We start from the raw sequence: 23,724 nt of genomic DNA, 5'->3' as shown, positions 1-23,724 counted from the left end.
TCGTTACTCTCAACGTAACAGAACACTAAACCTTGAGTTGTGATTACACACACATTTTTTTAGATCAAGCAGATTTAAATGGCCGTCTATTGATAACAACCATCATTATAATAACGCCTATACAAATGAAAAGATTAATCCCAAAAACCATTCTGAACGCCTGAAGCGGACTCTCCTGTCCTAACTCTCCACTCACCATTCCAAGTCCAAGTGCTGAGCCAAACACCATCCCCGCATTTCGTGTTAAGGCAATTATTCCTCCAATTGAACCTACGTGTTCCTTAGGCGTCTGCTGCATAATATAGCTATTATTCGGAGAAGCAATGAGCCCCATCCCAAGTCCAATAAGACATAGAATCGCAGCGATTCCATAGACCGGGATATTCTCTAAAAATACTAGCAACAGGACGAACCCGCCTCCCATAGCACTCAGCCCCATAAGCATCAGCCGACGAGAACCATAACGATCGGACCAGTAGCCTGCAAGAGGACCTGCAAAGGCCAATGCAATGGGATAAGCCGCCATAATGTAACCGGTCGTGGAGGACGAAAACTGAACCGCTGCTCCCATCAAATAAAATGGAATAAGGACAAGCAAGGTATTAGAAAGAATAAAAGAGGCACAGCTAACGATCAAGCCACCCGCCACAGAAGGAATTCTCAGCGCCCGAAGAGGTAGAAAAGGTGTCTTTTGCCTCCGTTCCCATAATAGAAACGTGACCAACAGCAGGATAAACCCCATCAAACTCGCCATCGTCTGCGTAGACACCCAGCCCCACTTGCTCCCATTTGTTATCACGAGAAGAAGCAAGGTGATCCATACCATGAACAAGCTAGCCCCCACGATGCTGACAGTTCCCGACTTACGATCTTGCACACGGCTCGGAATGTACCGGTAAGCCATAACTGTAGCCACAATTGCCACAGGAACATGGATCAAAAATAGCCACTGCCAGCTAAGCCACTCCGCAATCAACCCTCCCGCAATAGGGCCTGTCATCCCGCCCAGTGCGACTGCCGTACTCAGAATTCCGAGTGCATGTCCTCTTTTCTCTTTCGGCATATGGATAGTGATGAGCGCAATATTCGTTGCTTGGAACATCGCAGCACCTATGCCCTGCACAACTCTAAGCGTAAGCAATATTGGCAGATTAGGTGAAAAAGCGACCAAGATCGAACCAACTGTAAAAATCACATATCCGAGATTATGAATGCGGCGAAACCCATAACGATCACCCAGTTTTCCCATCACAGGGAGAAACGCAGTAATCACTAGTAGGTACCCTGTTGTGATCCACAAACCCTTTGCAAGCTCCGTCTGAAAATGATTTATAAAAAAAGGAAGCGATACATTCATAATTCCGGCTGTAAAATGGGAAATAAAAGCTCCCATACAAATAGCCGCCATCATACCCAGCCGCCACCTGCGGGTGCCCGCTAGCTCTGTATTTTTTGCAACATTCATACTGATCCCGTCCCCACTCATATTTGTCTAAGAATTACTAACAATTATAAGTAGATCCATTGCCAGGACCAATCCCATAAAGCTGGGATATGAGATGTTTAAATAGGCTCCAGTCAGTACAGCCTTATCTTCCCCCTCGCTTTCACAGTCATATATTATATCTGCCTCAGCTTGCCTTCTTCGCAATTCGGAAAGTAGCTATAAAGCTTAAAATTACGAAAAGAAGCTGGATCGATAAGGCCAAGAGGATTCCTCTCATTACGCCCCATCCAAAGGATTCACTAATGGTAATTAGGGCACCACCTAATCCGATGCTAAGAGCAGGACTAAACGCATCAATAAATTGAATATTTGCTGAAATTGAACCTGCATCGCCATCTTCGGCATGATGTAGTGCAATGGCTCCCGTGGTTGGATGTGCCAGCCCTATTCCAAAACCGGTAAGTATTTGTGAGAACACTGCGAGCACAATTCCATTACCTGAAATGCCTATCACGGTTATGACCAGCGCAACTCCGACTATCATAAAAGCAACGCCAATCGTCACCCGTTGTCTACGGCCCCTCCCATGGTCTTGTTCATCAAGCTTGGATTGCATCCACGCTGCTATTGACCAACTTATAGCCCCGGCAGCAACGATTAAGCCCGCAATATCTGCCGATAACCCTTTAACATTTGTTAGAGCTAGAACAACATAGCTTTCAACAGCATAGTAGCATGCAACAAACAGCCCTCTAGTAACAATGGTTGCCGGCAAACCTTTTTTAACTACTAAAGCACCCTCAGGCAGCAGTTTCCGTAAAGGTTGAATCATAATTAAGCCCCCTGCAATTGAAATCACAATCCCCTTCCAAGAAGGTAAAAATCCTAATCCTGCTAATAGCAGCCCTGTTCCTAATGTTAATAAAATTGCATATATTTCTTTATACGTCCCTCTTTTCGTCGTTGAAGTATTATTATTTTCAGTTTGTAACTTACGAAATAATGGGAGCGTTAAGCATACAGATAGAACAATGAACGGCAGAACAAGCCAGAACACAAACCTCCACGAAAGATTTTCGGCTAAAAGCCCTGCGATATAAGGACCAATTAATGCTGGAAGAATATAAGCACTAGAGAAAGCTGCAAGTATTTTTGTTCTTAGACTGTCAGGGTAACTTAAAGTAATGCTGGAGTATACACAAGTTAAAAGTGCACCTGCTCCGAAACCTTGAAAAGCTCTTCCGCCGATCAACATGTAAATATTGAAGGAAGTTGCTGCAATGACGATACCCGTAACAAAGATTAGAATAGAAACTACAAATGATTTATATACACCATTCTTATCAATCTGCTGTCCAATGACCATTGTGCCAATGATTTGGGATAAAAGAAATGCACTAAAAATCCAACCATAATAATGGATCGCATTCAAACTTTGCGCCACCTTTGGTGCAATCGTCGTAACCCCCAATCCTTCAAATGCTACTGTTGTGACTGCCAGAATAATACCGATAGTCAACGCTCTGTACTGGGCATCAAAAATCCCGATTTTATTATTGCTTGTTCTCATCTTTGTATCCTCCTTATAATTGTCGAAGCATTAGTTGCTATAGCAAGTATTAAGTAATAAAAAACAAACGATTCAAAACAAATGGTCTTGACGATAATCGTTATAGCAACTAATTGGCGTGAAGAGCTTCTCTTTTTACAAACAAAATCTACTATAAATCCTTTACATTATTATGAATGACAGAAAGTAGCCTTCTAAAGGTTTCAACCTCTTCCTCAGTTAACCCTTCAATGGTCTTTCTATACGCTTCAAGAGAGGGAGCAAGAATCTCATCTTTTATTTCACGCCCTTTAGAGGTTAGATATACACGTAAAGATCTTCTATCCGTCTCATGGGTTACACGATGAACAAAGCCTTTCTTTTCAAGCTTGAAGAGCATACGCGCAATGTTAGTTTGATCTTTATAGAGTCTTTCAGCAATATCCTTTTGAGTAATCCCTTCACTCTCCCAAAGAATAACGAGGATCTCCCATTGGTCCACCGTAATATCAAAGGGATTTACCACTTTTTGATAATAGTTATTCAGCTTTAAATCTGCCCGGTGTACAATTACGCCTATGTATTTTTCTAATTCCAATGGTATGGCCCCCAGATAATTGACATGATTATAGTTGCTATGACGAGTATAATTGTAAAGGCTAATAAATGCAACTCTAGAATATAAGCTCCTTATTTCGCAGATTTCAGCTTCTTCTTCTCTTGAAACCAGCCCATCACTAGAAGTATTAGTGGAATGATAAACAGCATAGGAATCTGGACATAGAACCGGACGACACGTAATCCTGTATAGATAAATTCTACATAGTTTCCTGCCATCGCAATGGAACAAATAAACATAACCATAGTCACGGGGATCATTAATTTGCGATAGGAGGGAATACCGAACAATGTTGCCGCACCGATTAGCGTCGCATATAAATAAATGCCGATACGGAAAAAACCACCGACAATAGCCGTGACGAGAAACAATACATCCAATCGTTCTAATAAAGCTCTTCCCTCAATCAACTCCGAGGTTGTCAGCAATGGGTATTGTGTTCTTGTAAATAGATCCGCACCGAGGACAGACACATTTAGCATCGTAACAAACGCGATAAAAGATCCGCTGATCAATAATCCTGTAATCACTGTTTTCTTCACTTGTTGCGGTTTATTCACATAGGGAAACAACATCAAGAACACTATAATCTCTCCAAAAGGAAATACAACGGTGCTTGGAATCGATTGCCTCAGTACGGTTAACCATCCCTCTTCAAGTACAGGTCTTAAATTTTGAAGATTTACATTCCCAGATGTAACAATCGAAATTAGACCGGTTACAGTAACAAGAAGTAACACAGAAAAAAAGAGCTCCGCTGTCCTCGACAACACCTCAATACCTTTTCCAATGACATACATAACCGAAAGTAGCATCAAGGCAATAATAACGAGAAAGGGAGTCTGTGTAAAAACAAAGGATACAGCCATTGAGGCGAATTCACGGACTACAAAACTCCCATTAAACAAGAAATAGACGACATATAACAAGGCGACGATACGACCCACAACGGGCCCTAATATTTTTTTCGCATATTCCGTGAGCGGAAGATCCGGATAAAATAAAAACAATCGATGATAGATTAGAAATAAACAAATTCCCCCGAGCATTCCGAGGATTGCGGTGATCCATGCATCTTGCTTGGCTTCCGCACCAAATCCGGAGATAATCGCACTCACGATTTCAAACATCAATACAAGGATAAGCAATTGACGGGGACTGATCTTTGCTTTTTCCAATGTCACTCCTTCTCTCTATGAACAATTCATTTATCAGCTATTATCGATACTTTCCATTATGGTTCTATTACGCAACCCAGTATTACGCAAATAAGCCTCCACTTTCACTTTTACTTCAATGGTGGGAAAGGTCACATCGTTCCAATCCCGCTTTAACGTTCTCCATTGCTTAGGGTGATCACGATGCACCACTTCTCCAAATCCAAAAATGTCCGACTTTTGCTGTTGCATTAATTTAATCGTGGCTACCGCTTCATCATGAACGGCTTGCATGTACAGGCGCTCAATTTGCAAGAACAATTTCGGGTTAGTTACATCAATTGGGACATCAACCTCACCAATATTTGCATCCGCGCCAATCTTCACCTCAATAATTGGTTTACCGGATTTATCAAAGCTTGAATGAAATGATGATTTGGTTCGTATATTCTCGATCCCGATTGTATGTGGCTGACCATTCCAATCCATGGTTAACAATGTCGAATTAACTCTGCCTAACACCCATAAGAATCCACGGCTTTCATTTCCGTCTAACCACCTCATTAATTTTCCATCTTTAAAAGTAGCAATCCCATTAGCCATTAATTTGTCTTCTTTATTTGTAGAATCGAGTTGAATGCCAGTAATCGTAGGTTCTTTACCAGATGAGACGATGGCTTGAATGACTTGGTATATTTTCTCATCAATATTTTCACCAAATGCTTTCTCGGTTTCAGCTACCATTTTCTTAATTTTAATGGCAGGTGAATTATCGAGACTCGTTCGTTGTTTAATGATTTCTTCTCCCGTCGTTCCCCTCGCGATAACCATTGTAGCGGAAGGACGAAACTCACTATCCCGCTCAATGCCGTCAAAAAGCTTCTTTATCCCTTGTGTTGTAGCTAATTCTTCACCTACCAAGAGAACTATCGCATGACCATAATGCAATTGCCTAGAAAGTTTTTGTGAGAGAACGCGAGTGGCATCAAATACATTATTTCCTTCTGCTGAATATGTGGTTGGAGGTAAAGGCATTGGGCTACCTCCTCCTTGTGTACTTGAGACATTTACAGGATTCACGATCTGAACCGTAACCCTAATGTTCTTTTTTTCTCCTTTATCAATCGCCATCGCAACCACAAAACCGATATCCGTTAACTCTCGACTATCCCAGCAACCCGTAAGGAGAGCAATCATAACCATCGACAAACAAAACCGTGCCATTCTACGTCCCATCTTGATCACCCACTTGCTCTGTTGTAGGCTTCTTCATCAATTTTGGAATCAAATGTCTCATCCAAATCGGTAAAGGTGCATGAATCTGACTATTCTTTACATGCATCATTGGACTATAAGGAGCCATGTAAGGTACACCAAATGAACGTAAACTACACATATGTGCAATGATCATAATCAAGGTAAGAATCATTCCAAAGAAACCGAACGTTGCTGCACTGATCATGAGGAGAAAACGTAACAATCTCGCGGATACAGCAATTGAGAAAACAGGCGTCGCTAGACTAGAGATAGCTGTAAGTGAAACAACAATAACCATTGCCGTTGACACTAAACCTGCTTGTACAGCTGCCTGCCCAATGACAAGTGCTCCAACGATGGATACTGCTGATCCAATTGCTTTTGGCATACGAACACCCGCTTCACGCAGAATTTCAAAAATAACCTCCATTAATAGCGCCTCAACAAACGCGGTAAATGGCGTTGCTTCTAGCTGTGAAACAAGCGAAATCACTAACTGCGTTGGTATCATTTCTTGATGAAAGGTTGTTGCTGCAATATAGAAAGAAGGTCCAATCATCGAAATGATGAACATTACGATTCGTAACAGCCGCAATGCAACACTGATATCATACCGATGATAAGAATCCTCTGTAATTTGAAAGAATTGATTAAAAACGGCTGGGATGATTAGCATAAAGGGCGTTCCATCCACCATAATTGCAATTTTTCCTTCTAAAAGATTAGCAGCGACGGTATCTGGGCGTTCTGTAGGTAGGACCGTTGGAAACGGAGTAAAACTCTGATCTTCTATCATTTTCTCAATATATCCTGATTCCAGAATGCTATCCAATTTGATCTTGCGGAGACGTCGCTTCGCCTCTTCAACAATGCTATCATCCGCGATCCCATTTATGTACATGATCCCTATCCTGGTATGTGTAACTTGACCTAATGTCATCGATTCCAGCCATAAATTAGGATTTCTTATGCGACGCCGAACCATCGAAATATTTGTCGTTAAGCTTTCAACAAACCCTTCACGAGATCCTCGAATAGAAGTATCCGTACCGGGCTCATCTATAGCGCGGACTTCACCGCCCGATGTAGCAATCGCTAGGGCTTCATTCGATCCATCAATTAATAAAATAGTCTGCCCCCACAACAGAGCATCATAGAGTTCATCCCATTGAACAAGCGTCTTCAGACCACCGATTGGAACAATTTTATCAGTGATTACTTGGACCAGATCATTTAATGTCCTTTGTTCATTACTCAGCATGACGTTCAGCAAGACTTCCATGACAAATTGATTAATGGTTGTATTGTTAACAATGCCATCCACATAAATAATTGCGGCTTGAAGCTCCTCCTCCGAGCCCCCAATCGTAAATTCTCGAATAATTATATCTCCACTATTCCCTGTCTTTTGGCGAATCTGCTCTAAATTGACTCTTAATTCTGTTGAATCAATCGGAATTGAAGGGACGGTCCATTGTGGATTGCTTCCAGCACTTTTGCTACTTGCATTGCCATCCTCTGCCATGCCCTTCACCTTTCTCTCCATTATTTGCTGCTCTTTGCGTGATTATTCTACCCATTAACAGCAAATATTATTGGAAGATTAACAATGAAGGCAGGGAAGTAGTATGAAAATATTCGTCGTAACTATACTCTTATTAATCTTAGTAATAGCACTGACCTTTCTGCTTGACTTCATTTCACTCTTTAACATACAAGAAACATTTCGTAATCTAATGGCCTCTTTTCGCGTCATGAGTACCTCAGAACTCATCATCTTTAATTTCTTGATTGTAGGCACAATAACTTATTTAATGTGGCCACTGGTACAAAAATGGCTGCCACAGCAATCTCCATCATCGCAAGGTCAACCATCCGAGCATGTCGACAAAACCCAGACGAAATAGTGATCATCCAGCCATATGTGGAATTAACTACCCTCCTTTATAAAAATAAAACCCATGTCTGATGACATGGGTTTTAAAATTAGCTTTTAATATGTGACGTTTAGATTGCTGATCACACTAACCAATAAATTCTTGAACCCACTCACTGTTATAGTAACCTATTCCAATTTCAGTAAAGGAACTATTCAGGATGTTGGCACGGTGACCAGGGCTGTTCATCCATTGATTCATTACTTCTTCCGGGCTCGACTGGCCTTTGGCGATATTTTCCCCTGCTGTATTATAGGAGATCCCAAATGCCTTCATCATGTCGAACGGAGATCCGTAGGTTGGTGACTGATGGTCAAAATAATTGTTGTCGGACATATCCTGCGCTTTAGCCAAAGCCATTTTCGACAGCTCACTATTTAAACTAAGGGGTTTCAAGCCTGCGTTTGTTCTTTCTTTGTTTACCAGTTCCAACACTTTCTGCACAGATGCCGATGCATTGGTGGATGTTTGCGGATTAGCAGAATATTGTGGATTGGCCGATTGTTGCGGATTAGCAGAATGCTGTGGATTAGCGGAAGTTTGCGGATAAGTGGTTTGATCCCCTGTTGTACCACCTGTAGGTGGAGTAGTGCGGATAAACCCATCCAGCCATTTCGTTACATCGCCGGGTACTTGTTTAGCCTTAATCGTTGATTTCCCAGCATTCTCTGTGGAAATAGAAGAAGCTTGAGTTAAGGTTGTTGTTGTAGCTGTTTTGCCAGCATGATGTCCAACCTTCGTTTGTTGAGTAGTCATTTGGTTGTTGGCAGATTGATTACCCGAACAAGCTGTAACGAGCAATAGCGCTACTATTACGATAAATGGTTTAATAACGACCCCTCCTGATTTGGCAAAGTAGTGACTTAATCGAATAAAGTTTTTGTAAAGCACGATTGAATTATTCATCTCTAATTCAAAAAAATAAAAAGCAAAAAAATCCACCAGCAACATTTGTTGCTGTGGACTTTTTGAAAGCTTATTATGTATCGAGATCCGTATTCTTGCTCACATAGAGCTCACTAGGCTGAACTTGATATCGACCGGTTTGCAGCAGCTCTGGTAGACGCCCCATCCGTTCCGCTAAACAACAAAGACTTTGCTCATGAAAATTAGAAAGCCCCGTATGAATCCGATCTTGAAAAGGTTTAAGCCACCTTGATTCTAAGTGATCAGGACCGAAATAAACCCCAAGCAGAGAGCCAGCCGTTGCTCCAAAGCTATCCGTATCGTTTCCTTGCATCACCTGCTTGCATATTCCATCACCAACATTGTCTGCAAATCGCAGGGTATTAATTAAGGTGCCTATTTCCTGATAAACATCACAGTGACAATAATTCGCATACTTATGGTTAATGCTCTTATACGCTTCCAGCCAGTCATCTGCATTCGCTACCATCTCAAGGCAATCTTTAGTAATCTCGTAGAATCGGCTTCTTTTAGGTACGAATTGCAGAGCCGTATTGATTATTTCAATGGGATCGCGCTGCACGTGAGCAACAGCAATCGCAGCAGCAATGAACATCGTGGAGTAAATGCCGGTCCGGCGATGAGTAAAACTTGCATCCCGCCAAGCTAGCTCAGCAGCCAGAGCAGGTTGACCAGGACAGGCATATCCGTAAGCATCTGCACGAATCGCCGCACCGCATAGTTCCGTTCCCTGCACCATAAAATCAGGCCAAGCCTCTATTACAGAATGATTGAATAGTTCCTTATCATGCTCCAAATAGCTAATCCCTGATCGCATCAAAATAGCTCTTTCCGGCCCCCAAGTTGTACTTATCGGAAGGTGATTTAACCATAAATCCCTTAAATTTCTTTTCGTAAAACCATCACCGAATTGTTCTAGCACCATCATTCCCATTAATGTGTAATTGATATCATCATCAGGTGCCACATAACGAATTCGCCCCCGTGTCGTCTCAAACCAAGACCAATGACGACGATCCAGCGCATGGAGAGTTTCTTCAGAAATGTAATCATTCAGTGGCCATTCCCCTACAGAAGTTAACGCTTGACGTAATTCCAACAAGCTGGGGTTTACCTCTATCGGTTTGCCTAGCATTGAGCCACAGACTGAAGCAAGGAAACCTGCCTCTACACGCTTTGAGCTATCCTTCAGATTCAAAATCCCGACCTGACCTAGAGGTCGAGCCGGATCACATTCCCGCCATATCTCATCTAAATCGTTTGGCTCATAGTAAGGCCAGTTGTCCCTCATTGGAATGACAGCCAAGCTATGGGCGAATTCTAGATAGGCATCATAGCTTGCAGGGAGCTTTTCCAACTTAGCTAAATAACCGGAGGTTTGATGCCCCTGCTCGAATTTATTACGCAGAACTCCCTCTAATTGAAGTTTAAGAAATGTGAGTGATGGTAGCATATTGCATCTCCTTTGTCCTCGTATCTATCCACAATACATCAATATCATAAGCTTTAGAAGTAAAAAATAACTAGACAAAAAAGTATTGGTCGAATATTGATTTTCCCTTAATAATCCTTCATCCCAACACTATCGAAACTGCACAATACACTAACAACAGTCCCATCAGTACATTAAATTGACTTCTATATTTAGATATCATTTTTTTGAAAAGAGAACCACACAAACACCAACAAAAAGTGCCCATATAACCGATGAAAGCAAGAATTAAAGAATAACTCAATAATCTAAAAGAGGAAGAAGGATAGGTAAGGATAAATGTCGATGTAACTGTGATCCCATATAATATCCCTTTTGGATTGATAAATTGTAAAAGCATTCCTGCAATAAAGCTATTGTGTTTATCTCCAGCTGTATCACTTTCTGCTTGTTTACTTGTAATCATTTTAACTGCTAAATACAGCATGTAGATTCCGCCTATTACAGCCATAATAGATTTAATTTGTGGAAGAAGATTATTCAAAAGTAGATTAAAGTAGGAACATAACAATATGATTATAAAAAATCCTGTACCCACTCCTAAACAAAATTTCATTGATTTTTTGAGCCCAACTTGGTTTGCAAAACCCATTGCCATAATATTATTGGGTCCCGGAGTAAAACTTGCAACAAATGCATATAAAAACAAAGAAACAAACACTAAATTATATCTCCCCTTCCAGCTTGTATGCTATAATGTATCCATCAGACGTTATAACGTACATTTGTGCGTTTTATTGTATATCACGATCGTTATAAAGTAAATGGAGACAGGAGTAATTACAGTGGAAGAAATAAATCTAATTATTGCGGAAAATATAAAAAAGATAAGAAAAAGTAAAGAGTTAAGCCTGGAAAAGGTTGCGGAATTAACAGGAGTCAGCAAAACAATGATTGGTCAAATCGAAAGAGGCGAATCGACACCAACCATTACAACCCTTTGGAAAATCGCCAATGGCTTAAAAATTTCATTTTCTGCGCTGATAGATTACCCAAAGCCTGACACAAGAGTAATCTTAAGAAGTGACATTCAGCCACTGCTTGAAGATAACGGAAAATATCGAGTGTATCTATCTTTTCCATTTGAAGAAAGTAAACGGTTTGAAGGTTATACCGTGGAGATAGACAAGGGTGGATACCTTGATGCCAATTCTCATATGGAAGGTACCGAAGAATTAATCACCGTGTTTGACGGAGAATTGTCTTTCCGTGTCAATAACAATGAATACCTCTTGAAATCAGGTGATTCTATCACATTCCTCGCAGACAAACCCCATGTATATCATAATCCAGGACAAACAATAACCCGGTTAAGCATGATTTTATACTACCCCTCTTAGCAAAAAAATTCCAAGGCACTTGAGACTTGGGACTACGTTCTCTATGATAGGGTTGCTAGATGAGTTAATGTCCTTTTACAAAAAACAAGCCATCCTTTAGAAGAACTAAAGGATGGCTTGTTCGTAATGCTTAGAGCGCCGCAATCCGCTGCTGGATGCGTGGAAATAAGGCGAAGGCATTCTCGTAAAATACTTTTTCGTGGTGCTGCTCAGGGACAAGTCGGCGGACAAATTCCGCATACAGGTCAATAGGAGCGAGTGGCCAATCCGTGCCGAACAACATTTTCTCATAGTGGTCGGAATACACCAGCGCCCGGCGAAAATGATCCATGAACAGAGGTTCATTCATGAACCGTTCAAAATGAGGCCGATCACCGACTACAAGACCGGACAAATCGGCATAGACGTTTGGATTTTTGGCCACCACTTCGGCGGCATCCATCACCCACGGATCGCCAAGATGGCAAATCATAAAATTCACATCACGTCGTTGGAATGCTAATTCGTCCACGGTAAGAGGATGTGCATACTTAAGCAATCCATTCATCGAGTACGTATCACCGGTATGAATGACGACAGGCGTGCCGTACTTGGCTGCCAACTCATAGATCGGTGAATAGATTTTGTCATAAACGTAATGATGATAGTACCCGGCGTAGAGCTTAATACCAGCCACCTCGGGCGCTTGCAGCCGTGCCTCAATTCGGTCGAGCTCCTCCTGAGCATCCTTGCCTCCGAGCATATTCGGATTGATCCCCACGCATTCCATTAAGAAAGGCGGCACAGTGTCTTCCAAGTCAAGGCCCATCGGATTAGGGGAAGTAGAGTCAGGGAAAGCTCCCTTCGTCTGCTCCGATACCCCCATTCCAATGCCCAGAATAACGTCGTTCTTATCAAACTCCGCTTTGAGCCCGGCAGCAGTGTAATCGACTTTGGAGAGATCCAGTGCTGTTTGATGAAAGCTGTCGATGTCCGACAGATGAATGTGAATATCAATGATCGGCATTTAAGATCTCCTTTTCGTCAGTAGGTCTAGCAAAGGTCAGCTTCAAAAGACTGCGGACATCCTCTGAATTCAGAGCGAGTTCTCCCATGATCAGGAAGGACGGCTGTGTCCAAACGGTTTCTCCATTGAGAAGCGGAAGATGATGATGCACGCCGTGATTAAATACCTTATTGTTCACATACGCCGAGGCACTCTGATTCGGATGACTGCTCACCATATGCAGCATATCCTTACGCGAAGATGCACCAATTCGCAATAGTCCCTTGGCCTCAAGATAAGTTTCAACCGTTCCTAATAAGAATTTGCCCTCCTTGGAGAATTCCATCCATCCTTCGGCATAGACTGGCGAAGGTTTGATATAATTCTCCTCCGACAACGAATAATTCGGCAGGGTCATTCCACTGTCATTGGTCACCGAATGCAACACACAGAGCACAGGGACGCCGGGGAGCATAAGGTAATGCTGATTAACAACAATCCCTCGGTTCTTTTCCTGCTTCTCGATCGAAGTAGTGATACGTAATCCTTTCCATACATTGCCCTGAACATCCATTTGCTCGGTCCAAGCTGCGCTTCTTGGCTCCTCCAAACGACTAAATCCACCTATGCCTGAAATACCTACACCGAGTCCACCATGCCAAGGATTCCACCAGGAACGTGGTGCTGCTTCCGGGTAGGAGCTATCCAGCCATTCTTCTCCATGGTGCTTCAGGGAATGCACAACACTGCCGAAATCAGGAGCAGCTGCAATAGAAAGAACTCCGTTGCTCACAGTGTAAATAGGACCCGCTGGTCCCTCTTCTGTGCCACAGACAACAGCCGCTGTTTCCGTTTGAGGGAACCAGAGGCCGGTTCGCTCTTGAATACGATCCTCTCCACGATAGACGACTCGTACCTTCTGTCCTGATTGGCTGTGTTCTGAAGAAGATTCCGCTTCCTCAGGTGAGAGCTCAAAGCCCGCGGAGTGCAGATTCTGCTCTCTTTGCAGCTCCATCTCAGCGACTTTCTGCTCCTCTCCTCTATCCGTTAGTACATACAGCTCGAGGCTTCCATTAAGCGGAGTCATCTTTCGTTCGATTAACTCCGCATGAAGCGCCCCCGCCGCAAACGGATTTCCACCGCCGAGCGTTAATTCAAGATGATCATCCAACACAGGTGTGATCGGATCCAGCTGCTTCCGGGCAAAGGTGCGGAAATCCGACCACTTCAGGAAGGTGTTTAAAGCGAACACCAGCGCCTTTGTTCGTACGACATCTCCAGCAGCGATTTGACCAAGATTATGTTCCAGTCCAAGTGGATACTCCGGACGAAGCAGCTTCAGCGAAGGGTCCCAGCAAACGCCGCATGTGACATTTTCTTCCTTGCTAAACAACCAATTTTCCGTAATTTGAGCGCTGTCCCAATAACTCGGATCACCCGAATAAGCATCGCCCATATCTACGTAATGACCCTGATAAGGCAGGATGAGCCGTTTGCCAAAAAATCCGAAATTCGTTAGCAGATACATATCCTCTTCCAACGTTTGGTTACTAGTATTGCGTACCTCGCTATAAAACTCAGCGATTCCGTTTGCAAAGAGCTTAGCCACTCTTTTTATCTCCAGACCCGGAAATTCATCCGATTCATAAAGAGTCTCTAGAATTTGGCCCTCTCCTTCGGAATAGATCTTTACTTCTTTAGCCTGTTTCTTCGAGAATTCTTCGGCGAATGGTTTACCTAACTTCGGATGGGTCAACCAGAAATTATGGCTCGAGCCGGGATATTCAATCCACATCCCATTGTCGTTATTATTAAGATGTACGGAGTAGGTGCCGTTTACAGCCACCCACTGATCCCCGTTTTCCCCACCAAAGCGGCCATGTGTTCCTTTCATTAGCACAGATAATTTGCTGATGAAGGACACTGCCTTCTCTCCAGCCGGAACGGCCGTCACCTCAATATCCCGTGAATAAAGGCCATATGAATTTAGGGTAAAGGGTACTCGGATGGAAGCCTTACTTTTAGCTGGAACCGAGAAGCTTACTGTCCGATCCGCCCACGTCAAAAATTCTTCCTCTGGCAAATCAAAAGAAAATTCCGCTTCCGCTGCAAAATTATTCTCAACATTCAAATATAGCTCAGCGGGAAGACCCGGATACAGCTCACGTGTTGGCAACTCCATCATCATTTTCAGCGGGAATTTAGGAGCAACACCTATGCGGAACTCAGCGCGCTTGCCACCGATGATCCATTTGCTCATAACCACGGGGTGAGTCTTCTTGTCGTTTTGCTCTTCACGAATCGGATCAAGCTCGAACTCACCTTCTACGATAACTGTTTCTCCTGGCGCGAGTGTTGGTGCAGCAGACAAGCCAAAACGAATATTCTTGTCATTTTGGCCTTTGATCTCAATAGCCAGATCAGACGCCGAACGATTCTTGATGTGATAGCGAATCTTGTAGGTGGAACCGAATACAAGATCGTGATCGTCAATCTCCGTGGAGATTTCATAGTCAGGTGTATCAAGAGCCGTCAGGCCGCGACCGGTCTTCTCGAATTCTGCACGTAAGGAGAGTTCTCCCTTTTGCCAAGTGTAATCGAAGAAATCAAAACCACGCTCCCGGCGACCATCCGGCTGAATGGGCAGTTCACGGGTACTATCTGCATACCAATCCAGCTGTTCAAAATAAGGAGCGAGTGCTTCCGTTTGCAGAACCGTCGGAATAAAGTTCATCAGATGAACGTAATCCTCATTTTTTTCCCAAAAGAATCCACATTTCTTATACATCGGTACGGCCTTCGTATTGCCTGCCCAAGTAAACAGATCAAGACGTGGCCAGCCCGCTTCAATTGTTGTGCGAACAGCGTTCAAAATCAGATTACGACCTACCTTGTATCCGTGATAATCAGGTCGTACATTCAACAATGGGACATACAAAGCTCCTTCGTCTTGACGGTAATGAGCAAAACTGCAGAAGCCGACCACTTCCTCACCATCAACGGCGAGAAACACATTCAGATTGGACGAGATTTCCATCTCGCGGCGCACTGTATCCTCTGTTCTCTGATTGGTGCCTCCACCCCAGCTTTCGTTGCTACGGTTCCACATTTCTGCAACCGCCTTAGCGTAAGAAGGATCATATTCTATAATGCGGATTTGTTCCGCTGTAGTCTTTACAGTCATGCTCTCAGCTCCTTCTCCCTCAAATAGAGTATGTATACAACTTTATTCAAATAACTCCTACGAGTTCTTATTATACTATTAATTGGAAGACTGTTACGAGGTAAAAAACTCTTTCTCCTTATTTTCTACATAAAGCCACTGCCAGCAGAAAGCTGCAGAATAAAAAAGCTGTCGAGACTCCCTCGACAGCTTCGAATCTACTCTATGAGCAGCATTTCTATTTAACAACTCTCCACACGATCCGCTGATCTTTTTTTCAAATTCGCGATACCTACAATACCAATCAACAACACGCAGAAAGAATAAGGAAGTGCCATATTAGCGGTGTATAAAGCTGTGCCTATAACTGGACCTATGAATGATCCGCCACCTTGCAGGGCCGCAATAAAGGAAGCAACACTTCTTTGCTCATGGTCTTGAACCGCCATTGAAGCACCCGCACTGTAGCCAAGCAATGTAAAACCGATGCCAATTCCCAAGAATGTAAAGTCCACATAAGCCAATCTGATAAACAATAATAAGCCTAGCAGACCCAAAGCCACAAATAATAGCCCTACGAGCAGCACTTTTTTAGGATGCCATTTGAGATATTTACTGATCACAATTTGCGAGAGCACCACCATTATTCCCGAGATAGCCAGACCCGTTCCAATTAACTGAGTGGCTTGCTGAGTACTGTATCCAAGGCTGTCTTGCACAAAAAATCCGATAGTAACCTGCACGATATTCAGAGCAAACGATAGTAATAGTCCAATCCATAAATAGAGGCGTATCCGTTTGTCGTTGGGTGAAAGTGAAATCGCCTGCCTTTCGATCTCGATATTCTTTTCTTTAGGAATAAACACTAGAAATAAAATAGCCAAGGTGAATAATAATATGGCTGCGGCGTACATTGGTGAGGTGAGTCCCAGCGAAGCCATTCCTCCGCTCATTGCAGGTCCTACTACGAAGCCAAGTCCATTGGCTGCACCGAATAATGCCATTCCCTGAGTACGGGTCTCTTTTGTACTCCAGCCCATAACATAAGCTTGTGCTAATGCCGGAATACCTCCAAAGAAAAAGCCGGCGATTGCGCGAAGTATAAAGAAACTCCAAAATAGGCTTGTTTTACTCTCAGCATGTACTGCATAATCAGCCAGCAGTGCAAAAATGACTAGTGTTGCCATGTAGACGAACATAATCGAAGCGAGCAGCCATTTTCGGCTCATGAATGTTTGTTTTTCCCAGAAATATCCTCCGAGCAGCCAGCAAAGTCCCGCTACCGATACCAAACATCCTGATTGAAAATCACTAAGTCCCAAATTTCGAGCAAGCGGTCCAATAATCGGATTAAATGCAGCTATCGATATCATCCCTGTAAGTACGATTAGAAACATAATACCCAGTCTGTATTTCATGAAATCCCCTTCTCCTCTCAAGTAAACCAAAAAAATATACGATTCATAATCGCTGTGTTCATGGTACTATGCTTGGAAGTCAGGCCTCTACCCGTTGACGGATAACTTTACTGGTTATCGGGATTATTAGTAGAACACAAAAAAACTGCTCCTAAGAGCAGTTTAAGTGATAGTCTTTCAATCTACCGTTCCAATATTCTCCAGGTGCAATGAACTTTCGGAGCTAACACCCGCTTCCGTACTCAGAGTAGTAAGTGCTTGTTTAAGATCCTCTTTATTCACATACACGTATGGACTCTTCCAAAGAGATTCCACATGTAAGGAATTGATATGATCTGGTTTGAGTTTAGGGAAGTTCAACAACCATTGCTGGAGATCTGCTTGTGGAATATCAGTCTTCACATTTTCACCGATGATGTCCAATACATTCCCCCATTGGGACACGCCTTGGAAATTCCCTAGCTTATCCAGAATCTGCTTAATTACTTGCTGCTGTCGATCATTGCGCTGAAAATCGGAGGATTCAGCCGTTCCTTGATTCGATTTGCGGTAACGCACAAAGTCAAGCACATGTTTGCCATCCAGCTTCTGCAAGCCCTTCTTTAAGTTGATGTTCGTTCCATCTGCCGAATCGATATATTTCATATCCATATCGACATCAATGGTTAGCCCGCCAAGCAAGTCCACCGTCTCCTTCAGCACATCAAAATTCACCACAACCATGTGATCAATTGGCAGACCTAGTAAATTGCTGAAAAACTCTTTTGTATTAGGGATAGCTTCAGTTTTATCTTTTATGTAATGGTAAGCATAATAATAATTAGCTTTGCGAGAGGGCAACGATTTAGGTTTTAGCAACAAATCCCTCGGTATAGATAAGAAACTCGTCGACTTCGTGTCAGGATTGAAGCTGACAAGCATTAGCACATCGGTATTCATTACCCCACCACCACCGTCCCGACTATCTACCCCGGCAAGCAGAAAAATCATAGGTTCAACCGATACCGTCGCCTTTTTTTCCTCTGGGGCAGCGGTTGGCTGGACGTTGACTGGAGCAGCCATGCGCTCTATCGCGTTATCCGTCTTTTTGTATAAATACCCTGCATATACTCCAATTCCGATAATCGTTGCGCCTAAGACAAGTCCAATGCTCGTCAGAATTTTACGAGTTGTTGTCCACTTGCGTTTGTTAGTCATAATTCCCTCCACTCAGTTCCAGTAGCTTTTTCAATCCGTGCTTTCATCCTTATGGACTTTCACACTTAGCACTATGCCAATCGCAATCATATTAGTAAGTAACGAGCTACCTCCATAACTAATAAACGGCAAGGATATCCCCGTCAGGGGCAGCAATCCAAGATGCATTCCAAGGTTAACAGAAACTTGAAAGATAATCATGGCGATAAACCCGGTGACAACATATGCCCCTGCACGGTCCCTGCTTTCGAGTGCGATAAAGATCATTCGATAGACGAGCAATAAATATAGCATCAGCAAAATGGATGAACCTATAAAACCGTATTTTGCACCGATGACTACATAGATCGAATCGGAATACGCGTATGGAATATATCCTTTTCGCAAAAAAATACCTTCACTACCCGATAATCCACCGGAGCCAATGGCTATCATTGCGTTTTTGACATGCCAAGATTTATCGGGATCACTCTGCGGGTCCAAAAAAGCCTGAATTCGTGACAATTGATGGGGCTCGACAATCTTGGATAACAAGTCGAAGTTGGCATAATAGAGCCATAATATCGTGCCAATCGAAATAATCACCACACCGAGGATCAAGATCATATATAGAGCACGGATGTTACCTATCCAAAGCATACTAAGCAATATGCCCGCAAAAACGAGCGCTGTACCCAAATCGGGTTGATCCATGATCAAAATAAAAGGAATTAAAAAAACGAAACAAACCGGCACTAAATCTTGAAAAAAGCGAAGTTGCTGTCCTTCTCGTTTACCCATTAGATGAGCAATGAGCAGCACCGTACATATTTTTGCCAGTTCGGAGGGCTGGAGCTGAAAGCTTCCAATACTTAACCAACGCACGGCGCCATTGAGGTTTTCCCCAACCAGCTTGACTAGCACAAGTAGACCAATACCTACGCTATAAAAGAGATATGCTAACCAGCCTAATAGAATCTTATAATCTACCAATGCGATGAATAACATGGGTATACAAAATAAAGCAAATAAATACAACGAACTGATGTAAAGACCATCTAACCGTGTATCCGTAGTCGCGCCATAAATAGCAACAGTACCAATACCAACTAGGCATGTTACGAGAAAAAGTACAGATCTGTCCAGCTTTGCAATTTTGGTGGTGAGAAACATGATACAACCTCTATTTAATTTCTGTATTTTTCTTGTTGTAAAATGAGCATCATAAATAATCCGCCTGAGCACTAATACATCTTGTTTCAAGATGAAGCTGAAGTGCAGCGGATTATAAAGTGGAATGATTATCTCAGATCAAATTTGTCCTGATACGCCTTCTTCGATAACAGCTTTAATTTATCTTCACTCAGCGTATAAATATCCAGTCCGTTCCCCGCCTCGCCCAATGACCAGCCCAGAGCGAGTTCGTTATGGCCATCATCATCGACATCATAAAATCCGGCATAATCCAGACCATACCCAAACCCCTCAACCTCCGAAATCTTTTGCCACGCTTCATTTTCCTGCCTAAGCAGCATTGCTTTTATAGAAGAACCTTTGTTTTTGCTGTACTCATATACAACTACAGCTTCGTCGATACCGTCTCCATCCATATCCCCAAAGGAGATAGCATTATCCTCTTGTCCATCCAACGGAGTTATCAATTGAGCTTTGTCGGGAAGCCATTTGATAAATTCCTGGCTCGTTTTGTCTCGCTGCAGGTTTGCTTCTGATGATGGAGGCTTAATGAGCTCTCCTGGTGTCGCCGGCACTCCGCATCCTCCGAGCAAAAGTATCGTTGTTAACATAGCACCTATTGTTATGAATTTGCTCGGCATTTGGATCATCGACTCCTCGCTTGTCCGCATATATAGTATTTTATCTGTGAAAGAGATGAAAGTGGTTATGAAATAGTTAAATTTGAGCTCTATTTATATCGGCAAGTCGAATTGGACAATCGTTCCTTTGCCCAAAACGCTGCTTATTCGCAGCTCTCCATTATGTAATGCGATAATTTGTTCCGAGATGGACAGTCCCAAACCGCTGCCTGACGCCTGATGATCCCCTTTGTAGAATTTTCGCCGCACATTCTCTAAATCCGCTTCTGCGATGCCAGACCCAGTATCCTCAACTGTAATTACAACTTTCCCTGGAACTGTATGGGCAGTTATAAGAATTCGACCTGAGGAACTAGTAAATTTGAGCGAATTATCAATGAGATTAATCATGACTTGCTTCACACGATTCTCGTCAGCTTGAATGACAGGCAGATTCTCTTCTATTTTCACTTGAAGCAAGATGTCTTGTCGGGTTGCTCTAGGGGTGAGTTGTCTGCCAATATGCTGCAACAGCTCTGTTAGATCCACAGTCGTGAGGTGAATTGCGATTCTTCCGTTATCCAATTTGGAGAAATCCAATAATTCATCCACCATATGAGTTAACCTGTCACTTTCAGATTCAATGATATCTAGCCCATCATGAAACAGAGCCTGGTTACTCTTCCCACCCGCCTTCAAGGTGATTACCCAGCCTTTGATAGAGGTCAATGGCGTACGCAGTTCATGGGATACGGATGCGATAAAATCATTCTTAAGCTGTTCACTTTTCGAGATTCGACTGGCCATCATATTCAATGTATCTGCCAAGGAACCAAGCTCGTCTTGATAACGCTTTTGTACTCTTATGCTGAAATCTCCTTCGGACATTTGGTCTGCTGCCTGTTTCAGATCTTTAATGGATCTGGTTATGGTCCAAGATAGTAATAATCCAAGCAAGGTGACAATACCAATCACGAGCAAACCTATCCCGATCAGCAAAACCGCAATTTGATTAACTGTATGTATCGTTTCCGTTAAGGAGGTAACAAACCTTACTTCCCCAACGATGTTACCTTTGGCTTGTAAAGGATAGGATACCGTAAAAATAACTTCTTCGGTTACAGGGTCCTCACCCTTCCAACTGCCGGGCTGCCCTTTTATGGCTGCTTGCACATCCATATTATCTGTCATCGTAAAATCGCCTTGGATTCCATTAGAATCCTGCAGCAGCCGACCTTCAGCATTAATAATCTGTACCTGTGCATCGGAATGGCTGGCAAAGCCCTTTAACAACCTATCCGATTGTTCCTCTAAATCCTCGTCGCTAAAATATTGCTGATAAAAAGAAGCCGACAGTTCTGCTTGATTCATCAGGGTTTGCTCTATATTATGAAAATAATAATAACGTACAGATAAATTAAGAATAATCTCAAGAATGAGCACAGTAAGACAGATCACTACAAAATAGCTTCCTACTAATCTTTTCTGAATACCCATTCTTCAACCATCCTTTCTAAAGCGGTATCCGAGCCCCCATACAGTCTCAATCCAATGCGGGTTAGAGGCATCCTCTTCAATCTTCTCTCTTAGCTTACGCACGTGAACATCTACTGTCTTCGGATCACCAATAAAATCCTCACCCCAGACCAGGTTCATTAATTCATTCCTAGATAGTGCTGTATCCGGATGCTCTAAAAAGGTCTTTATCAACTGGAATTCCTTCGGGGTTAATTCAATAATGTCATCGTGCTTAAACATCTTGTTCGAGTTCAAATCCAGGCGAATCGGTCCAGCTTGAAGGATAGTTTTTTGCGGTTTTAAAGCTGTTTCTGTACGACGCAATATCGCTTTGATCCGTGCCACCAGTTCTAATGGATTAAAAGGTTTCACAATGTAATCGTCGGCACCCATTTCAAGGCCATTGATTTTATCCAGATCTTGTCCTCGTGCTGTTAAAAAAATGATAATGACCCCAGGATCCTGCTCTCTTAGCTTCCGGCAGATCTCAAACCCATTCAAATCCGGCAACATGATGTCCAGAACAATAACGTCTGGCCGGTTCGCCTCAAAGCTCTGCAATGCTGTTTCTCCACAAGCAGCCTCACTAACCACAAACCCATTATTCGTTAAATTGATAGCTATAAACCGTCTAATATTATCGTCATCTTCCACAATAAGTACTTGATTGCGTTCTAAAGTGTTCATGCTCTTCACCCCTATAACCCAGTATTCAAACATGCAAAAAAAACAAAAAAACTCTCCCAGTAAAGAGAGAGTCTTGTCTCAGATCCCTGTAATTAAATCACAAGTGGATATTACTCTATATCGCTATGCTTGTCAAAAATCTAATCCAAATACACAGCCTTACCCGTTTGTGCAGATTCATAAATCGCTTCTAATATTTGCGAAACAACATAAGCCTGTTCAGGTGTTACAACCGGGTCTTTATCCTGTTCAATAGCCTCGATCCACTTTCTTAATTCGATGTCAGGTGCACTTTCTGCTTTTCCTTCATAGTAAGCAACGCCGCCTGCCCCAAGCTCAATTTTATTGGTGTACAGCTTGCTGAATTTCTCTCCATTAATTCTAAGTCCGTCCTTCATATCTGCGCCTGCTTCAGTCCCGCTCAAGCTGCATTTCGCTTCATGCACATCCAGAGAATTGAGTGCCCAGCTCGCTTCCAGCATAATTGTGGCGCCATTCTCCATTACGACCATCCCAAAGGCTGAGTCCTCTACGGTGAACTTTTTAGGGTCCCAAGGTCCCCAAGCGTTGGCGGCCTCTTCTTTTTGAGACAGTTCGTGATATTTGGTGCCCAGCACGACTTTTGGTTTATAGTTATCCATCATCCACAGCGTTAGATCCAGCGCATGGGTTCCGATATCGATCAGAGGTCCTCCACCTTGCTTCTCTTCATCGAGGAATACTCCCCATGTCGGTACCGCTCTCCGTCTGATGGCGTGTGCTTTTGCAAAATAGATATGACCAAGCTCCCCGGACTCACATGCTTTTTTCAAATATAAGCTGTCTTCTCTGTAGCGGTTGTCATATCCAATGGTTAGTTTCTTGCCTGTACGTTTCGCTGCTTCCACCATTCGTTTGGCATCTGCTGCCGTCTTGGCCATTGGTTTTTCGCACATAACATGTTTTCCTGCTTCAAGGGCTGCAATTGAAATTTCTGCATGAGCATCATTCGGCGTAAGCACATGAATAATATCAATCGAATGATCTTTTAATAGTTCTGTGTAATCCGTATATACAGCAGCTTCGCTAGTACCGTATTTCTCCGCTGCTTCATCAGCACGTTCTTTAATAATGTCACAAAAAGCTACGATCTCCACTTTACTTTGCTTGCTCAAACTTGGAAGATGCTTGCCATTCGCAATTCCACCACATCCAATAATTCCTACGCGAAACACTTTACTCATATCTTTCACCCTCAC

Annotated in this window: 20 protein-coding genes; 2 read left to right on the top strand and 18 right to left on the bottom strand. The window is 42.9% G+C overall.

Annotation, left to right across the window (positions count from 1 at the left end; translation table 11 throughout):
* Window positions 1-64: 64 nt before the first annotated feature.
* The 6 genes from MKX35_RS14160 to MKX35_RS14135 form a co-directional block, all read right to left on the bottom strand.
* Window positions 65-1,465 (bottom strand): MFS transporter, encoded by a 1,401-nt coding sequence (locus tag MKX35_RS14160; protein WP_081382841.1) that lies wholly within the window; start codon window positions 1,463-1,465, stop codon window positions 65-67.
* A gap of 166 nt (window positions 1,466-1,631) precedes the next feature.
* On the bottom strand, window positions 1,632-3,017 hold the full coding sequence (locus tag MKX35_RS14155) for an MFS transporter (protein ID WP_076299320.1): 1,386 nt from the start codon (window positions 3,015-3,017) through the stop codon (window positions 1,632-1,634).
* A gap of 151 nt (window positions 3,018-3,168) precedes the next feature.
* Window positions 3,169-3,594: a MarR family winged helix-turn-helix transcriptional regulator gene (locus MKX35_RS14150; RefSeq protein WP_042189684.1), complete on the bottom strand. Its 426-nt coding sequence runs from the start codon at window positions 3,592-3,594 to the stop codon at window positions 3,169-3,171.
* A 92-nt stretch (window positions 3,595-3,686) separates the two neighbouring features.
* Window positions 3,687-4,793 (bottom strand): GerAB/ArcD/ProY family transporter, encoded by a 1,107-nt coding sequence (locus MKX35_RS14145; protein ID WP_076299321.1) that lies wholly within the window; start codon window positions 4,791-4,793, stop codon window positions 3,687-3,689.
* A gap of 33 nt (window positions 4,794-4,826) precedes the next feature.
* Window positions 4,827-6,008 carry a Ger(x)C family spore germination protein gene (locus MKX35_RS14140; protein ID WP_076286526.1) on the bottom strand — a complete coding sequence of 394 codons (1,182 nt, stop codon included), beginning with the start codon at window positions 6,006-6,008 and terminating at the stop codon, window positions 4,827-4,829.
* Complete coding sequence (locus tag MKX35_RS14135) at window positions 5,998-7,575, bottom strand: spore germination protein (RefSeq protein ID WP_076286527.1); 1,578 nt, start codon at window positions 7,573-7,575, stop codon at window positions 5,998-6,000. Before MKX35_RS14135 ends, MKX35_RS14140 begins: the two co-directional genes overlap by 11 nt.
* An 82-nt stretch (window positions 7,576-7,657) precedes the next feature.
* Between MKX35_RS14135 and MKX35_RS14130 the strand changes: the two genes are divergently transcribed.
* Entirely contained in the window at window positions 7,658-7,936 is a 279-nt protein-coding gene (locus MKX35_RS14130) for a hypothetical protein (protein ID WP_076286528.1), read from the top strand.
* Window positions 7,937-8,053: 117 nt separating this feature from the next.
* Here MKX35_RS14130 and MKX35_RS14125 read toward each other — a convergent pair whose 3' ends face one another.
* The 3 genes from MKX35_RS14125 to MKX35_RS14115 form a co-directional block, all read right to left on the bottom strand.
* Window positions 8,054-8,857 carry a CAP domain-containing protein gene (locus MKX35_RS14125; protein ID WP_256716285.1) on the bottom strand — a complete coding sequence of 268 codons (804 nt, stop codon included), beginning with the start codon at window positions 8,855-8,857 and terminating at the stop codon, window positions 8,054-8,056.
* An 88-nt stretch (window positions 8,858-8,945) separates the two neighbouring features.
* Window positions 8,946-10,346, bottom strand: a complete 1,401-nt coding sequence (locus MKX35_RS14120; protein WP_076299322.1) for an ADP-ribosylglycohydrolase family protein — start codon at window positions 10,344-10,346, stop codon at window positions 8,946-8,948.
* A 118-nt stretch (window positions 10,347-10,464) separates the two neighbouring features.
* Complete coding sequence (locus MKX35_RS14115) at window positions 10,465-11,046, bottom strand: LysE family transporter (RefSeq protein WP_076286530.1); 582 nt, start codon at window positions 11,044-11,046, stop codon at window positions 10,465-10,467.
* Window positions 11,047-11,170: 124 nt separating this feature from the next.
* Here MKX35_RS14115 and MKX35_RS14110 point away from each other — a divergent pair, with 124 nt between their 5' ends.
* Window positions 11,171-11,725 carry a helix-turn-helix domain-containing protein gene (locus MKX35_RS14110; protein ID WP_076299323.1) on the top strand — a complete coding sequence of 185 codons (555 nt, stop codon included), beginning with the start codon at window positions 11,171-11,173 and terminating at the stop codon, window positions 11,723-11,725.
* A gap of 130 nt (window positions 11,726-11,855) precedes the next feature.
* Here the strand turns inward: MKX35_RS14110 and MKX35_RS14105 are convergent, their stop codons facing one another.
* The 9 genes from MKX35_RS14105 to MKX35_RS14065 form a co-directional block, all read right to left on the bottom strand.
* Window positions 11,856-12,731, bottom strand: coding sequence for an amidohydrolase family protein (locus tag MKX35_RS14105; protein ID WP_042189698.1), 876 nt, complete (start codon window positions 12,729-12,731; stop codon window positions 11,856-11,858).
* Complete coding sequence (locus MKX35_RS14100) at window positions 12,718-15,894, bottom strand: GNAT family N-acetyltransferase (RefSeq protein WP_076299324.1); 3,177 nt, start codon at window positions 15,892-15,894, stop codon at window positions 12,718-12,720. The genes MKX35_RS14105 and MKX35_RS14100 overlap by 14 nt, the downstream gene beginning before the upstream one ends.
* A 221-nt stretch (window positions 15,895-16,115) precedes the next feature.
* Window positions 16,116-17,291 carry an MFS transporter gene (locus MKX35_RS14095; RefSeq protein ID WP_076299325.1) on the bottom strand — a complete coding sequence of 392 codons (1,176 nt, stop codon included), beginning with the start codon at window positions 17,289-17,291 and terminating at the stop codon, window positions 16,116-16,118.
* A gap of 177 nt (window positions 17,292-17,468) precedes the next feature.
* Window positions 17,469-18,488 (bottom strand): LCP family protein, encoded by a 1,020-nt coding sequence (locus tag MKX35_RS14090; protein WP_042189704.1) that lies wholly within the window; start codon window positions 18,486-18,488, stop codon window positions 17,469-17,471.
* A 30-nt stretch (window positions 18,489-18,518) separates the two neighbouring features.
* Window positions 18,519-19,640, bottom strand: a complete 1,122-nt coding sequence (locus MKX35_RS14085) for an FtsW/RodA/SpoVE family cell cycle protein (RefSeq protein WP_076299326.1) — start codon at window positions 19,638-19,640, stop codon at window positions 18,519-18,521.
* Window positions 19,641-19,768: 128 nt separating this feature from the next.
* Window positions 19,769-20,302, bottom strand: a complete 534-nt coding sequence (locus tag MKX35_RS14080) for a hypothetical protein (RefSeq protein WP_076299327.1) — start codon at window positions 20,300-20,302, stop codon at window positions 19,769-19,771.
* A 93-nt stretch (window positions 20,303-20,395) separates the two neighbouring features.
* A complete protein-coding gene (locus MKX35_RS14075) occupies window positions 20,396-21,778 on the bottom strand; it encodes a sensor histidine kinase (protein ID WP_076299328.1) in 1,383 nt (460 codons plus the stop codon).
* A gap of 3 nt (window positions 21,779-21,781) precedes the next feature.
* Window positions 21,782-22,486 carry a response regulator transcription factor gene (locus MKX35_RS14070; protein WP_076299329.1) on the bottom strand — a complete coding sequence of 235 codons (705 nt, stop codon included), beginning with the start codon at window positions 22,484-22,486 and terminating at the stop codon, window positions 21,782-21,784.
* A gap of 140 nt (window positions 22,487-22,626) precedes the next feature.
* Window positions 22,627-23,709 (bottom strand): Gfo/Idh/MocA family protein, encoded by a 1,083-nt coding sequence (locus MKX35_RS14065; protein WP_042189716.1) that lies wholly within the window; start codon window positions 23,707-23,709, stop codon window positions 22,627-22,629.
* Between the last annotated feature and the right edge of the window lie 15 nt (window positions 23,710-23,724).

It is taken from the genome of Paenibacillus sp. FSL R5-0923, assembly GCF_038009145.1.
GTDB lineage: Bacteria > Bacillota > Bacilli > Paenibacillales > Paenibacillaceae > Paenibacillus_AQ.
Note: the sequence above shows the minus strand (reverse complement) of the source record. Positions and strands in the feature narration are given on the sequence as shown.

Excerpts from the sequence above, each read along its gene's own strand:
- MKX35_RS14160 (WP_081382841.1), bottom strand. The coding sequence starts at position 1,465 with ATGAATGTTGCAAAAAATACAGAGCTAGCGGGCACCCGCAGGTGGCGG.
- MKX35_RS14155 (WP_076299320.1), bottom strand. The coding sequence starts at position 3,017 with ATGAGAACAAGCAATAATAAAATCGGGATTTTTGATGCCCAGTACAGA.
- MKX35_RS14140 (WP_076286526.1), bottom strand. The coding sequence starts at position 6,008 with ATGGGACGTAGAATGGCACGGTTTTGTTTGTCGATGGTTATGATTGCT.
- MKX35_RS14135 (WP_076286527.1), bottom strand. The coding sequence starts at position 7,575 with ATGGAGAGAAAGGTGAAGGGCATGGCAGAGGATGGCAATGCAAGTAGC.
- MKX35_RS14130 (WP_076286528.1), top strand. The coding sequence starts at position 7,658 with ATGAAAATATTCGTCGTAACTATACTCTTATTAATCTTAGTAATAGCA.
- MKX35_RS14120 (WP_076299322.1), bottom strand. The coding sequence starts at position 10,346 with ATGCTACCATCACTCACATTTCTTAAACTTCAATTAGAGGGAGTTCTG.
- MKX35_RS14105 (WP_042189698.1), bottom strand. The coding sequence starts at position 12,731 with ATGCCGATCATTGATATTCACATTCATCTGTCGGACATCGACAGCTTT.
- MKX35_RS14100 (WP_076299324.1), bottom strand. The coding sequence starts at position 15,894 with ATGACTGTAAAGACTACAGCGGAACAAATCCGCATTATAGAATATGAT.
- MKX35_RS14095 (WP_076299325.1), bottom strand. The coding sequence starts at position 17,291 with ATGAAATACAGACTGGGTATTATGTTTCTAATCGTACTTACAGGGATG.
- MKX35_RS14090 (WP_042189704.1), bottom strand. The coding sequence starts at position 18,488 with ATGACTAACAAACGCAAGTGGACAACAACTCGTAAAATTCTGACGAGC.
- MKX35_RS14085 (WP_076299326.1), bottom strand. The coding sequence starts at position 19,640 with ATGTTTCTCACCACCAAAATTGCAAAGCTGGACAGATCTGTACTTTTT.
- MKX35_RS14080 (WP_076299327.1), bottom strand. The coding sequence starts at position 20,302 with ATGCCGAGCAAATTCATAACAATAGGTGCTATGTTAACAACGATACTT.
- MKX35_RS14075 (WP_076299328.1), bottom strand. The coding sequence starts at position 21,778 with ATGGGTATTCAGAAAAGATTAGTAGGAAGCTATTTTGTAGTGATCTGT.
- MKX35_RS14070 (WP_076299329.1), bottom strand. The coding sequence starts at position 22,486 with ATGAACACTTTAGAACGCAATCAAGTACTTATTGTGGAAGATGACGAT.
- MKX35_RS14065 (WP_042189716.1), bottom strand. The coding sequence starts at position 23,709 with ATGAGTAAAGTGTTTCGCGTAGGAATTATTGGATGTGGTGGAATTGCG.